The organism is Mycobacterium parmense (genome assembly GCF_010730575.1).
GTDB classification, from domain to species: Bacteria; Actinomycetota; Actinomycetes; order Mycobacteriales; family Mycobacteriaceae; genus Mycobacterium; species Mycobacterium parmense.
Map to the genome: position 1 here is coordinate 5,754,855 of NZ_AP022614.1, position 14,357 is coordinate 5,769,211.

Genomic DNA, 14,357 nt, shown 5'->3' on the forward strand with positions numbered 1-14,357 from the left:
CGGGCGCAGACGGGTTTGCCCGCGGTCTGGTGACGTCCTCGAATAATTCGCCCGGCGTTAACCTTCTTGCTGTTAGCTTCATGCCGCGAGAGACGGCCAATCGACGCAGCGGCTTGACGGCCGCGGCGATCGTGTTTCATCCCTACCGTAAGGAAACGACTTGAAACTCAACCGATTTGGCGCCGCGCTGAGCATATTTGCCACTGGCGCGCTGATTTTGTCGGGGTGCGGGAGTGACAACAACAACGCTTCTGGGGGGAGTGCGGCCAGCGGTTCGTCGTCGGCGGCCGCGAGCGGCAACGTCAGTTGCGGCGGCAAGAAGGCGCTGAAGGCGAGCGGTTCGACGGCGCAGGCCAACGCGATGACCCGCTTCGTCAACGCGTTCGAACAGGCGTGCCCCGGCCAGACCTTGAACTACACGGCCAACGGATCGGGAGCGGGCATCAGCGAATTCACCGGCAACCAAACCGATTTCGGCGGGTCGGATTCGCCGCTGGCACCGAAGGAATACGCTGCGGCGCAGCAGCGGTGCGGTTCGCCGGCGTGGAACCTTCCGGTGGTCTTCGGGCCGATCGCGATCACCTACAACGTCAAGGGCCTGTCCTCGCTGACGGTGGACGGCCCCACTGCCGCGAAGATCTTCAACGGCACCATCACGACGTGGAACGATCCCGCGCTGGTCGCGCTGAACCCCGGCGTCTCCCTGCCCGCCGAGCCGATCCACGTCGTCTTCCGCAACGACCAGTCGGGCACCACGGACAACTTCCAGAAATACCTCGACGCCGCCTCCGGCGGCGCATGGGGCAAGGGCGCCGGGAAGTCGTTCAACGGCGGCGTCGGTGAGGGCGCCAAGGGCAACGACGGCACGTCGGCGGCGATCAAGGCCACCGAGGGCTCGATCACCTATAACGAGTGGTCGTTCGCCCAGGCGCAGAAGCTCAACATGGCCAAGGTCGTCACGTCGGCCGGCCCGGACGCGGTGGCAATCAGCGCCGACTCGGTGGGCAAGACGATCGCCGGGGCCACCATCTCCGGGCAGGGCAACGACCTGGTGATCGACACGATGTCGTTCTACAAGCCCACCGTCGCCGGTTCCTACCCCATCGTGCTGGCGACCTACGAGATCGTCTGCTCCAAGTACCCTGACTCCCAGGTCGGCACGGCGGTGAAGGCTTTCCTGCAAAGCACCATCGGCGCGGGCCAGAACGGCTTGGCGGACAACGGGTACATTCCGATTCCGGACTCGTTCAAGTCGAGGTTGTCGACTGCGATCAACGCCATCACGTGATCTGAGGTGGTAGTGACCCGAGGCACGGTAACCAATCCGTCGACCGAGAAGACGCCGGTCCTCAAGGCGGACACGCGCGCATCGCGGCGCGGCGACCAACTGTTCAAGTTGGTCGCCGCGGCCGCCGGTTCGACGATCGTGATCGCGATCCTGCTGATCGCGGTGTTCCTGTTGCTCCGGGCCATACCGTCGCTGCGCGTCAATCACGCCAACTTCTTCACCAGCGCCCAGTTCAAAACCACCGACCCGCAGAGCCTGGCGTTCGGGATCCGGGATCTGTTCATGGTCACGGTCCTCAGTTCGCTCAGCGCGCTGGTGCTGGCCGTCCCCGTCTCGGTCGGCATCGCGGTGTTTCTCACCCAGTACGCGCCCAAGAGGCTGGCGCGGCCGTTCGGCGCGATCGTCGACCTGCTGGCGGCGGTGCCGTCGATCATCTTCGGGTTGTGGGGGATCTTCGTGCTGGCGCCCAACCTCGAGCCGATCGCGGTGTTCCTCAACCGCAACCTGGGCTGGTTCTTCCTGTTCGACCGGGGCAACGTGTCGCTGGCCGGGGGCGGGACCATCTTCACCGCCGCGATTGTGCTCTCGGTGATGATCCTGCCGATCATCACGTCGGTCTCGCGGGAGGTGTTCCGGCAGACTCCGCGCATCCAGATGGAGGCCGCGCAGGCGCTGGGGGCCACGAAGTGGGAGGTGGTGCGGATGACCGTGCTGCCGTTCGGCCGCAGCGGGGTGATCGCGGCGTCGATGCTGGGGCTGGGCCGTGCCCTGGGAGAGACCGTCGCCGTGCTGATCATCCTGCGCTCGGCCGCCCGCCCGGGTAACTGGTCGCTGTTCGACGGGGGCTACACGTTCGCGTCCAAGATCGCGTCCGCGGCCGCGGAGTTCAGTGAGCCGTTGCCGACCGGTGCCTACATCTCCGCGGGTTTTGCGCTGTTCGTCCTGACGTTCGTCGTCAATGCGCTCGCCCGGACGATCGCCGGAGGGAAGGTGAACGCATGACCGCCACGGTCGGTTCGCTCGACGGGCCGGTCAAGGCCGAGGTGTTCCATCCGCTGAGCCTTCGCCGCCGTATCACCAACGGCGTCGCGACGGTGTTCTTCTTGGGCTCGTTCCTGGTTGCGCTGGTGCCGCTGGCCTGGGTGCTGTCGGTCGTGGTGATGCGCGGATGGTGGGCCGTGACCCGCTCGGGGTGGTGGACACACTCGCTGCGTGGCGTCCTGCCGGAGCAGTTCGCGGGCGGCGTGTATCACGCGATCTACGGGACGGTGGTGCAGGCCGGGGCGGCCACGCTGCTGTCGGTGCCGTTGGGCCTGATGACCGCGGTGTTTCTGGTGGAGTACGGTTCCGGGCGGCTGGTGCGGCTGACGACGTTCATGGTCGACGTGCTCGCCGGGGTGCCCTCGATCGTGGCGGCGCTGTTCGTCTTCAGCCTGTGGATCGCCACCCTGGGATTCCCGCAGAGCTCGCTGGCCGTGTCCTTCGCGCTGGTTCTGCTGATGTTGCCCGTGGTGGTGCGGTCCGCCGAGGAAATGCTGCGCCTGGTCCCCGACGATCTGCGGGAGGCCAGCTACGCGTTGGGCGTCTCGAAGTGGAAGACCATCCTGCGGATCGTCTTCCCGATCGCGATGCCCGGCATCGTGTCCGGTGTGCTGCTGGCCGTCGCCCGCGTCATCGGAGAGACGGCGCCGGTCCTGGTGCTGGTCGGATACAGCCGCTCGATCAACCTCGACATCTTCAACGGCAACATGGCCTCGCTGCCGCTGCTGATCTACACCGAGCTCACCAACCCCGAGCACGCCGGTTTTCTGCGGATCTGGGGGGCCGCGCTGAGTCTGATCATCATCGTCGCCCTGCTCAACGTGGTCGCCGGGCTGACCCGGTTCCTGGCGACCCGGCGGGGCTGACGGCGCGTCAGGACTTCGACGCGGCCTTTTTGGCCGGCGCCTTCTTCGCCGGCGTCTTCTTCGCCGGCGCCTTCTTGGCGGCGCTCTTCTTCGCCGCCGTCTTCTTCGCCGGTTGCGTGCCGTTACCGGATCGCGCCTTGACGCTGGCCTCCAGTTTGGCCAGCAGGTCGGAGACGTCCTCGGTCTCGTCGAGTTCCTTGGGCTGTTCCTCGGTGGTAAAGGCTTCGCCGCCTTCGAGTTTCGCGTCCACCAGTTCCTGCAGCTGCTCCTGGTAGGTGTCGTGGTAGCGGTCGGGGTTGAAGTCCTCAGCCATCGACTCAACCACCTGACCGGCCATCTTGAGCTCCGCGGGCTTGATGTCGACTTCCTTGTCGAGCACCGGAAAGTCGGGATCGCGGATCTCGTCCGGCCACAACAGGGTGTGCACCACCATCACGTCGCGCTTGCCGAAGTCTTTGACCCGCAGGGCCGCCAGGCGGGTCTTGTTCCGCAGGGTGAAGTGAACGATCGCCATCCGGTCGGTCTCCGCGAGTGTTTTGGCCAGCAACACATACGATTTGGAGGACTTCGAATCGGGCTCCAGGAAGTAGCTGCGGTCGAACAACATCGGGTCGACCTCGTTGGCCGGAACGAATTCGAGCACCTCGATCTCGCGACTGCGTTCCTCGGGCAAGGTGGCAATGTCGTCGTCGGTGATGATCACCATCTGGCCGTCGTCGGACTCGTACGCGCGGGCGATGTCGCGGTACTCGACGACTTCGCCGTCCACTTCGCACACGCGCTGGTAGCGAATGCGACCGTTGTCCTTGGCGTGCACCTGATGGAACTTGATGTCGTGGTCCTGGGTGGCGCTGTACACCTTCACCGGGACGTTGACCAGCCCGAACGCGATCGAACCCTTCCAGATGGAGCGCATGTAAGTCAGTATGCCCGCTCGTTGCCGAGCGCGAACGTACGTGTTCGCACGACGCCGGACCGCCCGGGGCGGTGTTTGCGAACGCTGAAGCCCGTGCCGGCCGCCTAGAAGGCGCCGGCGCGGCCGACGGCCAGCGCGGCCGACAGGCTCGCCGCCCGCAACACCTCCGTCAGCGCAGCGACTCCGATCCGGCGCAGGGCGGCCCGCCGGCTCGCGCCGAGCAAACCTCGTGTCCAGAGGGCGTCGATCAGGCCCACCATGAAGGCGTCGCCGGCGCCGATGGTGTCCACCACGTCGACCGGCTCGGCGTCCACGCGGACCTCGCCGTCCCCGCAGAATGCCACCGAGCCGCGCGGACCCAGGGTCACCGCAACGATCGCCGGTCCTGACGCCAGCCAGCCCCGCGCCGTACGCTGCGGGTCCTGGCCGGGAGCTATCCATTCCAGGTCTTCGTGACTGACCTTGACGACATCGCTGCGCTCGACGAGGTGCACGATGCGGGCCCGGGCCCGGTCGTCGGTGAGCGCCGGGCGCACGTTGGGATCGAACGTGACGGTGGCCGACACCCGATAGGCATCGATCAGGGCCGCCACGGCCAGGCATCCCGGTTCCAGCACCGCGGCGATCGAGCCGGTGTGCACGACCAGCGGCGGCGCGGACTCGGGCGTGCCGGATAACTCCCACTCCAGGTCGAACGCGTAGCGGGCCGACCCGTCGCCACCGACCGTCGCCACCGCGGTCGGCGTCCGGCGAGCAGAGACACTTCCCGGAACCAACTGCACGCCATTTGATTTGACGCACTCGGCGATGCGGCGGCCGTGTTCGTCGTCGCCGATGTGCGTCAGGAAATCGACGCCGCGTCCCAACCGGCCCAGTCCGACGGCGACGTTGAGCGGACTGCCGCCGACGTGCTCGTCGTCCCCGACGACGTCGATCAGCGATTCGCCGATCACCAGCCCGCGGGTCATCGCACCAGGGCTTCGAGCGTGGCCCGGGCTCCCTTGTGGTGCAGCGATTCCAGCGCCCAGCGGTACGCCTCGACGAACCGGGGCTGGTGGGCCAGGTCGCAGAACACCGCGGTGATCTCGATGAACGCGGTGGGATGCTGGTGCTGCGAGCGGGCGATCGGGATCAGCGAATCCGCCAGCTGATCCACCACCTCGTAGGGCTTACCCCATTCGTCGGTGCCCTCGGCGTAGCGGGCCCAGCTGGCAACCGCCGCGGCCGCCAGTGCAACCGGCCCGTCGTTGGCCAGGTTGTCGCAGATGACGGGATACAGCCATTTGGGGATGCGATCCGAGGAGTAGGCGCAGAGCCGGGCGACGGTATCGCGGACGGCGGGGTTGGCGAACCGCTCGACCAGCGTGCGGCCGTACTCGTGCAGGTCGATTCCCGGCACCGGGGGCAGCGTGGGGATGGCCTCGCGGTCGAAGTAGGAGATCAAGAACTCGGCGAACAGGGGATCGCGCGCCGCCTCGTGGACGAAATGGAAGTCGCACAGGTGGGCGAAATAGGCCAGACATTGGTGCCCCGCGTTGAGCATGCGCAGCTTCATCAGCTCGTACGGGCGAACGTCGTCGACCATCAGCACCCCCGCCTGTTCGAGCGGGGGCCGACCGTCGGCGAAGTCGTCCTCGACCACCCAGGCGCTGAACGGCTCGGCCACCACCGGCCATCGGTCGTTGATGCCGAAATCGCGCCGAACTTCCGCAGCCATCTCCAAAGTCGTTGCCGGGGTGATGCGGTCGACCATCGAATTGGGAAACCGGGTGTGCTGTGCCACCCACTCGGCCAGCTCGGGATCCACGCGTTCGGCGCTGGCGAGCACGGTGCGCCTGGCGACCTGACCGTTGTTCTCGATGTTGTCGCACGAGACGATGGTCGGTGACGCGATCCCGCGGCGGCGCCGCCGGTCCAGAGCCTGGCTGATCAACGCGAACGCGGGTCCGTCCGCGTCGCGGTAGCCGCCCTCGGTGATGGTCAGGGAGATGATCCGGGTGGCGGGCGCCGCCAGCACCTCCAGCGCCGACTCCGGATCGTCCGGAGCGTAGCGATAGTCGATGATCGAGCCGATCACCTGAGCATCTCGACTGCCGTCGGGGTTTTCCAGGATCAGCGTGTAGAGCCCGTCCTGGCCGCGCAGGACGTCGCGCATGGTCCAGTCGGCGGGCATCACTCCGACCCCGCAGATGCCCCAGTCGTGCGCCAGGCCCTGTTGTAGCAGCACGTCGATGTAGGCGGCCTGATGCGCCCGGTGGAAGTGCCCGGCGCCGATGTGCGCGATGCCGACACCGACGCTGCGGCGGTCGTAGTTCGGCGCGCCGATCGGCAGCTCGGACAGCGTCGCATTGCTCAGATCGATTGCGTTGGCCACAGGCGGCCACCTCCTTCAAGGGCCACAGGCCGGATCGCCACCGGCTGCAGCACCTCCCTCGACGGTACGACGACAGCGGGTCGGCGCCCAGCGGCGTGGACCGTTCGCTGACCCGTGGCTTGCCCTACATGAGCCGGCCACTCAAGGCCGGCCCCGCCGGCGATAGCAGGACGCCCGCGAGGGCGCGCCACGAATCGGTGATGGCCACCGCCCCCGCGTCGATCAATTCCGCACGGCGGCAATCCCGTTCGTCGGGCAGCACGAACATCAGGTTTCCGATCGTGGCGTAGCCGGCGGCAACAGCGGACGTCACGCCCGCGACGGAGTCTTCGACGGCCAGCCCTTGTCGGGCTTGGACGCCCATCTCCCGGCCGCAATGCAGGTACACCGCCGGGTCGGGCTTGCTGGTCGGCACGGCAAGGGAATCCTCGGCGCTGAAGGTCGCCGCCAGCGGGATCAGCGACTCGAGTCCGGTGGCGGCGAAGCACGCGCGCAGGCGGTCGGTGGCGCTGGAACTGACGGCCGCGAGTGTGTAACGCTTCGCGAGGTCTCGCAACGGGCCCACCACTTCCGGATCCGGTGTCAGGGTCGCCGACAGGTGGGCGGTGACTCGTTCGCGCTCTTCGAGCACCCACCGCTCGAGCTCGTCGGCGGACAGCCCGGCACCGCCCGCCAGGTCGGCGGCCGAGGCGACCACCGCCCCGGGAAGGCCGTGTCCCAACGCCCGGTCGAGCGGCACTGCGCACCGCACGGCCATGTCGAGAGCCATGGCACGGAAGTTCTTCCCGACGGCGCGCTTACGCAACTCCTCGGAGCTGAGCCCGGCGTCGACACCGAACCTGGCCAGGAAACGGTTCATCACCTCGGCCGACGCCTCGAACGCGGGCCGCTCCGAGCCGAACAGGTTGTCGTCGGCGTCGCAGAGCAGGGTCGTGATCGGCGCCGGGTCGAAGGCGCGCACGAAGGTCAGCTCGCCGGTCATCGCGTCACCAACTGCCGCTCGTCGCTGCGCATGGCGTCGCGCAGCGTGCGGACCACACCACGCTCGTCGATACCCGCGATCATGTCACCCAGGCGTTGCGCGAAGCCGGGAACGGCGCGCAGCTCGTCGAACATCGCATGCCCGAGCAGCGGATCGAGATTGGTGCGCGCCAGGTTCGCCCACGTGGACACCGGTACCGCCTGCGAGTCTTCGAGCGGCAGCCGGCGCCCATCGAGGTCGTGCCCCCGCATGTATCGCGCCCATCCTGCGACGGCCCACATCAGCAGCGTGTGCGGCCTGCCCTGCGCGATCGCCTCCCGCAGGGAGGGCAGGATGAACGAGGTGATCTTGCTGGTCGGGCGTCGAGCCAGCCGCGACAACTGGTCACTCATGCGGGGATTGCTGAGCCGGTCGAGCAAGGTGGCCCGGTAGGCGGGTGTGTTCATCCCGGGTACGGGAGGCAGCAGCGGCTGGATTTCCTCGCGCAGCAGCTTCTCGACGTAGTCGAAGATGACGCGATCACGCATCGCGTCGTCGGTGCGCCGGTAGCCGGCCAGGGTGGCCAAACACGCGAGCGCGATGTGGGTCCCGTTGAGCAGACGCGTCTTGACCAACTTGTGGTCGCCGACATCGGCGACGAACTCGGCGCCGACCTGCTCGAGCGGTGGCCGTCCGTTGCTGAACGAATCCTCGATGATCCATTGCCGGTGCGGCTCGGTCACGACCGGACACCTGTCGGCGACGCCGAAGGTGCGCTCGATGAAATGGCGTTCTGACTGCGAGGTTTGGGGCGTGATGCGATCGACCATGGTCGACGGGAACGCCACATGCCTGGCAATCCAGCGGGCCAGTGCCGGATCCTTCAGTGCGGCGAACGACACCAGCGCGGTGCGCGCGGGCCGGGTGTCGCCGGCGATGTTGTCGCAGCACAACACCGTGAACGGCGCGTCGCCTGCGCGGCGACGCTGATCGAGGGCCTCGGTCAGATGTCCCCACGCCGTGACGTAGCCGCCGGAGGCGAAGAGGTCGGCGCGCACGTCGGGGTGGTCGGCGTCGAACTCGTCGGTTACCGGATCGACGAAGTAGCCGTTGCCGGTGATCGTCAGGCTCACCACGCGGGTTTGGGGGTCGGTCAACGCGGCGTGTACCGCGACGCCGTCGTCGGGGGCGTAGTGAACCGAGCCGATCGACCCGACGATCCGTGCGACCTGGCGGTCGTGGCCGCGCTGCACCACGGTGTACAGCCCATCCTGCGCCGACAGCAGGTCTTTGACGTCCGAGGACTGCAGGCTGACGCCGGTGACGCCCCATCGGTTCGAAATGCCCGAGCGCGCAATGTCGTCGAAGTAGACGGCCTGATGTGCGCGGTGGAAGTTGCCCGCACCGATGTGGACGACTCCTCGTTGCAGGGCAGATCGGTCATAGGTGGGCACCGCGATTCGCTGGGAATGCAGCCGGAGGGTGGAGTTACTCAGCGGGACGCCCGATTCTGGACGCCAGGGCATGATGCGCATCTGTGTCGCGTGCCCGGACTGTCCGGCCGCCTAACGCCTTCGTGGTCGACGTCACAACAGTTCACGGCGACAACATAATCCGTGGTGGTAAGCGATCTTCGCTGCTCAAACGCGTAAGTTGAGGGGCATGGCGCCGCGGGTGAAGCTCACCAATGCGGACAAGGTGCTGTACCCGGCCACCGGCACCACGAAGCAGGACATCTTCGACTACTACACCCGCATCGCCGAGGTGATGATCCCGCACATCGCCGGGCGCCCCGCCACCCGAAAACGCTGGCCGAACGGCGTCGACGAAGCGTCCTTCTTCGAAAAGCAATTGGCATCCTCGGCGCCCGACTGGCTGCCGCGTGCCAGCGTCACCCACCGGTCCGGGACGACGACATACCCGATCATCGACAGCCTTGACGGGCTGGCGTGGATCGCGCAGCAGGCGGCGCTGGAGGTGCACGTGCCGCAGTGGCGTTTCGTGGCCGAGTGGACCCGGAGCAAGGCCGCACAGCTCAAACCAGGCCCGGCGACTCGGTTGGTGTTCGACCTCGACCCCGGTGAGGGCGTCACGATGCCGCAACTGGCCGAGGTGGCCAACGCGGTCCGCGATCTCATCGACGGCATCGGCCTGGTCACCTTTCCCCTGACCAGCGGCAGCAAGGGCCTGCACCTCTACACGCCGCTGCAGGAGCCGGTGAGCAGCAAGGGCGCGACCGTACTGGCGAAACGCGTTGCGCAGCAACTGGAACAGACGATGCCCAAGCTGGTCACGTCGACCATGACCAAGAGTGTGCGCGCGGGCAAGGTGTTCTTGGACTGGAGCCAGAACAACGGCTCCAAGACCACCATCGCGCCCTACTCGCTGCGCGGCCGCGAACAACCGACGGTCGCCGCTCCGCGTACCTGGGCGGAGCTCGGCGAGCCCGGGCTGCGCCAGCTGCGCTACGACGAAGTGCTGGCGCGGGTCGCGCGGGATGGTGACCTGCTGGCGCCGCTGGACGCCGACGCGCCGATGCCCGACCGGCTGTCCCGATACCGCAGCATGCGCGACGCGTCGAAGACGCCAGAACCGGTGCCCAACGCGGAACCGGCTGCCGGGCAAGGCAACAGCTTCGTCATCCAGGAGCATCACGCTCGTCGGCTGCACTACGATTTCCGGCTCGAGCGCGATGGCGTGCTGGTGTCCTGGGCGGTGCCGAAGAACCTCCCGCAAACGACGTCGGTGAATCACCTGGCGGTGCACACCGAAGACCATCCGCTGGAATACGGGGGCTTCGAAGGCGTGATCCCGAAAGGGGAGTACGGCGCCGGAAAGGTGATCATCTGGGACTCGGGGACCTACGACGCGGAGAAGTTCCACGACCCTTCCGGGCAGGGGTCCGAGAAGGGGTCCGAGAAGGGGTCCGAGAAGGGGGAGGTGATCGTCAACCTGCACGGCAGCCGAATCTCCGGACGGTATGCGCTGATTCAGACCAAGGGCGACCAGTGGCTGGCGCACCGGATGAAGGACCAGCACGTCTTCGACTTCGACGCGATCGCCCCCATGCTCGCCACGCACGGGTCGGTGGCGGCCCTGAAAGCGGGCCAGTGGGCGTTCGAGGGCAAATGGGACGGCTACCGCATCCTGGTCGAGGTCGACCACGGCGCCGTGCGCGTGCGCTCTCGGCGCGGCCGCGACGTCACCGACGAATACCCCCAATTGGCCTCGCTGGCCGATGATTTGCGGCAACACCACGTAGTGCTGGACGGCGAGGCGGTCGTGCTCGACGCCGGCGGCGTGCCCAGCTTCCATGCGATGCAGAACCGGGGCCGCGGCGCTCGCGTCGAATTCTGGGCCTTCGATCTGCTGTACCTGGACGGCCGCTCGCTGCTGCGCGCCCGCTATCGCGACCGGCGAAAGTTGCTGGAAACGTTGGCCGGTGGCAGCCGACTCGTCGTGCCCGACCTGTTGCCCGGTGACGGCAGGCAGGCGCTGCAGCATTCCGCCGAGCACGGCTGGGAGGGGGTGGTCGCCAAGAAGCGCGACTCCACCTACCAGCCCGGCCGGCGTTCGGCCTCGTGGGTCAAGGACAAGCACTGGAACACCCAGGAGGTCGTGATTGGCGGCTGGAAGGCCGGCGAAGGCGGACGCACGAGCGGCATCGGTTCGCTGCTGCTGGGCATACCGGGCGACCGTGGCCTGCGCTTCGCCGGACGCGTCGGGACCGGCTTCTCCGAGCGTGAATTGGCCGACCTGAAGAAGAGGCTGGCGCCGCTGCACACCGACCGGTCGCCGTTCGACCCGCCGCTTCCCCGCAGCGAGGCCAGGGGTGTGACGTACGTCGAGCCGGTGCTGGTGGGTGAGGTGCGATACAGCGAGTGGACCCCCGATGACCGCCTGCGCCAATCGAGTTGGCGCGGTCTGCGACCCGACAAGGAACCGAGCGAGGTGGTGCGCGAATGAAATGGGTGACCTTCCGAGGGGCCGACGGCGAGCGGACCGGGGTGCTCGCCGGCGACGCGATCCACCCGATGCCGCCGGGAGTGGCGCTGCTCGACCTGATCGGGCGTGGCGCCGAGGGGCTCCACCAAGCCGCCGAGGAGGCGCTGCGCGCCACGTCGGTGCGTCTGGCGGACGTGACGCTGATGGCGCCGATCCCGCGTCCCCCGTCGATCCGAGACTCGCTGTGCTTCTTGGACCACATGCGCAACTGCCAGGGCGCGCTCGGCGCTGGGCGGACGCTCGCCGACAGCTGGTACCGCATCCCGGCCTTTTACTTTGCCTGTCCTGCAACCGTTCTCGGGCCGTACGAGGACGCTCCCACGGCGCCGGGAAGCGCTTGGCAGGATTTCGAATTGGAGATTGCCGCGGTCATCGGAGCCGGTGGCAAAGACCTGACGGTGGAAGAGGCCGAACGCGCCATCATCGGCTACACCATCTTCAACGACTGGTCGGCGCGCGACCTCCAGCAGCTGGAGAGCCAACTGGCGATCGGGCAGGGCAAGGGCAAGGACAGCGGGGTGACGCTGGGTCCATACCTGGTCACGCCCGACGAGCTCGAACCGTACCGCCGTGACGGCAAGTTCGACCTGGCAGCGCAGGCCCTGGTCAACGAGAACGTTATCGGTTCGGGGTCGACCGCCCAGATGGACTGGACATTCGGCGAAGTCATCTCCTACGTCTCGCGCGGCGTGACCCTGGCCCCCGGCGACGTCATCGGCTCGGGAACGGTGCCCACCTGCACCCTCGTCGAGCATCTCGATCCCGCGCGGCTGGAAGCGTTTCCGGGTTGGCTGCGCGACGGTGACGTCGTCACGCTCCGGGTCCAGGGGCTGGGCGAGACGCGCCAGACCGTGCGTGCCGCCGGCGCCCCCCACCCGCTGCCGTCGCGCCCCAATCCGGACTCCGCGCCCGCCCCCGCCCGTGTCAACCGGGCGCCCGCGAAAGTGCCCTACACGCGTGGGCTGCACCGGGTGGGCGACCGGGTGTGGGCGTGGACGCTGCCCGACGGCGGCTACGGGTGGAGCAACGCCGGTCTGGTCGCCGGTGACGGCGCCTCGCTGCTGGTCGACACCTTGTTCGATCTGGCGTTGACCCGGGAGATGCTCGCCGCGATGAGACCTGTCACCTCATCGGCCCCCATCACCGACGCGTTGATCACCCACTCGAACGGCGACCACACCCACGGCAACCAGCTGCTCGACCCCGCGGTCCGGATCATCGCCGCGCGGGGCACCGCCGACGAGATCGCCCACGGCATGGCGCCCGCGATGCTGGCGATGGCGCAGACCGCCAACCTCGGCCCCGTTGCCACCTCTTACACGCGAGATCGGTTCGGGCACTTCGACTTCAGTGGCATCACGATCCGCAACGCAGACCAGACCTTCGACCGCGAGCTCACGATGGATGTTGGCGGGCGCCGCGTCGAGCTGCTGAACCTGGGTCCCGCGCATACCGCCGCGGATTCGGTGGTGCACGTGCCCGACGCCGGGGTGCTGTTCGGCGGCGATCTGCTGTTCATCGGCTGCACCCCGATCGTGTGGGCGGGCCCGATCGCCAACTGGGTCGCGGCCTGCGACACGATGATCGCCCTGGATGCCCCGACGGTGGTGCCCGGCCACGGCCCGGTCACCGACCCGGACGGTATCCGCGCCGTCCGCGGTTATCTGACACATGTCTGCGAGCAGGCCGAGGCCGCCTACGGTCGGGGCCTGTCGTGGGCGCAGGCCGCCGAGACCATCGACCTCGGCGAGTACGCGGAGTGGCTGGACGCCGAGCGGGTCGTCGTCAACGTCTACGCGCGCTACCGCGAACTCGACCCCGACACCCCTGAGCTGGACATCATGGCCTTGCTCGTGATGCAGGCCGAGTGGCTGGCCAAGCGCTCCTGACCGCGAGAGTGCAACGGGCAGAACATCTCTGGGCAATGAGCGCCGACAGCCGCAACGTTGCGGCTAGGGCCGCACGGCCTTGACGAAATGGATCGTCGTGGCCGGAACCTGATGCTCGGCATCGCCGAGGTCCGCCAGACCGGCGGCGCTGAACAGGTCGGCGAGCCCCAACCCGGTGGTATCCCAGCCATTCTCGTTCAGGTACGCGGCGACGTCGGTGCGCTCGCCGGGGAAGGTCAGGCTGGTCAGGTCCATCTCGAGGCCGTGCCGCCGCCAGCCCTCGGTCATCGACCGGGCCTGTTCGCGCGCCACCTCCGAGTTGCCGGTGACCGTTCCGTAGTCGGCGGCCAAGCGGCTGCCTTCAGCGGACAACGGGATGACGGAGTCCAGCAGTCGAACCTCGGCTTCCGGCGGCAGCCATCCGATGAGCACGCCCTCGGCGAGCCAGGCGGTCGGCTGCGCGGGGTCGAACCCGTACTCCTGCAACGCCGCCGGCCAGTCCTCCCGCAAATCGATCCCGACCGTCTGCAGCGTGGCCGTCGGGGCCGCGCCGAGGTCGGCCAGCGTCGCGGCCTTGAAGGCGATGACCTCGGGCTGATCGATCTCGTAGACCGTCGTCCCGGCCGGCCAGGCCAGCCGGTAGGCACGGGCGTCCAGCCCGGAGGCGACGATCACCACCTGGCGCACGCCGGCGCGGGTCGCCTCGGCGAAATAGTCGTCGAAGAAGCGGGCGCGGGCCGCGAACGTGTCGACCATCCGCGGAAAACCGACGCTCCTCTCGATCTCCTCGGAGTCGATGTCGCCGACGGCCAACCTCGTGAAGACGTCGAGCCCCACGGCCCGGACCAACGGCTCGGCGTACTGGTCGGTGATGACGGGCTGCGGGCGCCTGGAAGCGGCCGCGCGCGCCGCGGCGACCATGGTGGCCGTGGCCCCCACGCTGTTGGCCAGGTCCCAGGTGTCGCCCTCCGTGCGTGCCATGGTGTCTCCTTCGGTTCGGCGTCCCGTCCACGGTAG

The 14,357-nt window shown here is 68.0% G+C and carries 11 protein-coding genes; 5 read left to right on the forward strand and 6 right to left on the reverse strand.

Translation table 11 applies throughout. The features are described from left to right. Positions 1-160 precede the first annotated feature (160 nt). From pstS to pstA, 3 genes are read left to right on the forward strand one after another with little or no spacing between them, the layout of a single operon-like run. On the forward strand, positions 161-1,288 hold the full coding sequence (pstS, locus tag G6N48_RS26745) for a phosphate ABC transporter substrate-binding protein PstS (RefSeq protein ID WP_085269862.1): 1,128 nt from the start codon (positions 161-163) through the stop codon (positions 1,286-1,288). Positions 1,289-1,294: 6 nt separating this feature from the next. After that, complete coding sequence (pstC, locus tag G6N48_RS26750) at positions 1,295-2,290, forward strand: phosphate ABC transporter permease subunit PstC (RefSeq protein ID WP_085269861.1); 996 nt, start codon at positions 1,295-1,297, stop codon at positions 2,288-2,290. Then, on the forward strand, positions 2,287-3,195 hold the full coding sequence (pstA, locus tag G6N48_RS26755) for a phosphate ABC transporter permease PstA (RefSeq protein WP_085269860.1): 909 nt from the start codon (positions 2,287-2,289) through the stop codon (positions 3,193-3,195). Before pstC ends, pstA begins: the two co-directional genes overlap by 4 nt. Before the next feature lie 7 nt (positions 3,196-3,202). Here the strand turns inward: pstA and ku are convergent, their stop codons facing one another. From ku to G6N48_RS26780, 5 genes are all read right to left on the reverse strand, one after another. After that, positions 3,203-4,111, reverse strand: coding sequence for a non-homologous end joining protein Ku (gene ku / locus G6N48_RS26760; protein ID WP_085269859.1), 909 nt, complete (start codon positions 4,109-4,111; stop codon positions 3,203-3,205). A gap of 104 nt (positions 4,112-4,215) precedes the next feature. Next, complete coding sequence (locus tag G6N48_RS26765) at positions 4,216-5,079, reverse strand: carbohydrate kinase family protein (RefSeq protein ID WP_085269858.1); 864 nt, start codon at positions 5,077-5,079, stop codon at positions 4,216-4,218. Then, a complete protein-coding gene (locus G6N48_RS26770; protein ID WP_232066721.1) occupies positions 5,076-6,485 on the reverse strand; it encodes a mannitol dehydrogenase family protein in 1,410 nt (469 codons plus the stop codon). Before G6N48_RS26770 ends, G6N48_RS26765 begins: the two co-directional genes overlap by 4 nt. Positions 6,486-6,609: 124 nt before the next feature. Next, a complete protein-coding gene (locus tag G6N48_RS26775) occupies positions 6,610-7,467 on the reverse strand; it encodes an HAD family hydrolase (RefSeq protein WP_085269857.1) in 858 nt (285 codons plus the stop codon). Continuing rightward, complete coding sequence (locus G6N48_RS26780; protein WP_139825836.1) at positions 7,464-8,972, reverse strand: mannitol dehydrogenase family protein; 1,509 nt, start codon at positions 8,970-8,972, stop codon at positions 7,464-7,466. Before G6N48_RS26780 ends, G6N48_RS26775 begins: the two co-directional genes overlap by 4 nt. A gap of 136 nt (positions 8,973-9,108) precedes the next feature. Between G6N48_RS26780 and G6N48_RS26785 the strand changes: the two genes are divergently transcribed. Both G6N48_RS26785 and G6N48_RS26790 read left to right on the forward strand, forming a co-directional pair. Next, positions 9,109-11,412 carry an ATP-dependent DNA ligase gene (locus G6N48_RS26785; protein WP_085269855.1) on the forward strand — a complete coding sequence of 768 codons (2,304 nt, stop codon included), beginning with the start codon at positions 9,109-9,111 and terminating at the stop codon, positions 11,410-11,412. After that, a complete protein-coding gene (locus tag G6N48_RS26790; protein ID WP_085269854.1) occupies positions 11,409-13,340 on the forward strand; it encodes a fumarylacetoacetate hydrolase family protein in 1,932 nt (643 codons plus the stop codon). The genes G6N48_RS26785 and G6N48_RS26790 overlap by 4 nt, the downstream gene beginning before the upstream one ends. Before the next feature lie 63 nt (positions 13,341-13,403). On the opposite strand, the gene G6N48_RS26795 is transcribed toward G6N48_RS26790, so the two are convergent. After that, positions 13,404-14,321 (reverse strand): SAM-dependent methyltransferase, encoded by a 918-nt coding sequence (locus G6N48_RS26795; RefSeq protein ID WP_085269853.1) that lies wholly within the window; start codon positions 14,319-14,321, stop codon positions 13,404-13,406. Positions 14,322-14,357 lie beyond the last annotated feature (36 nt).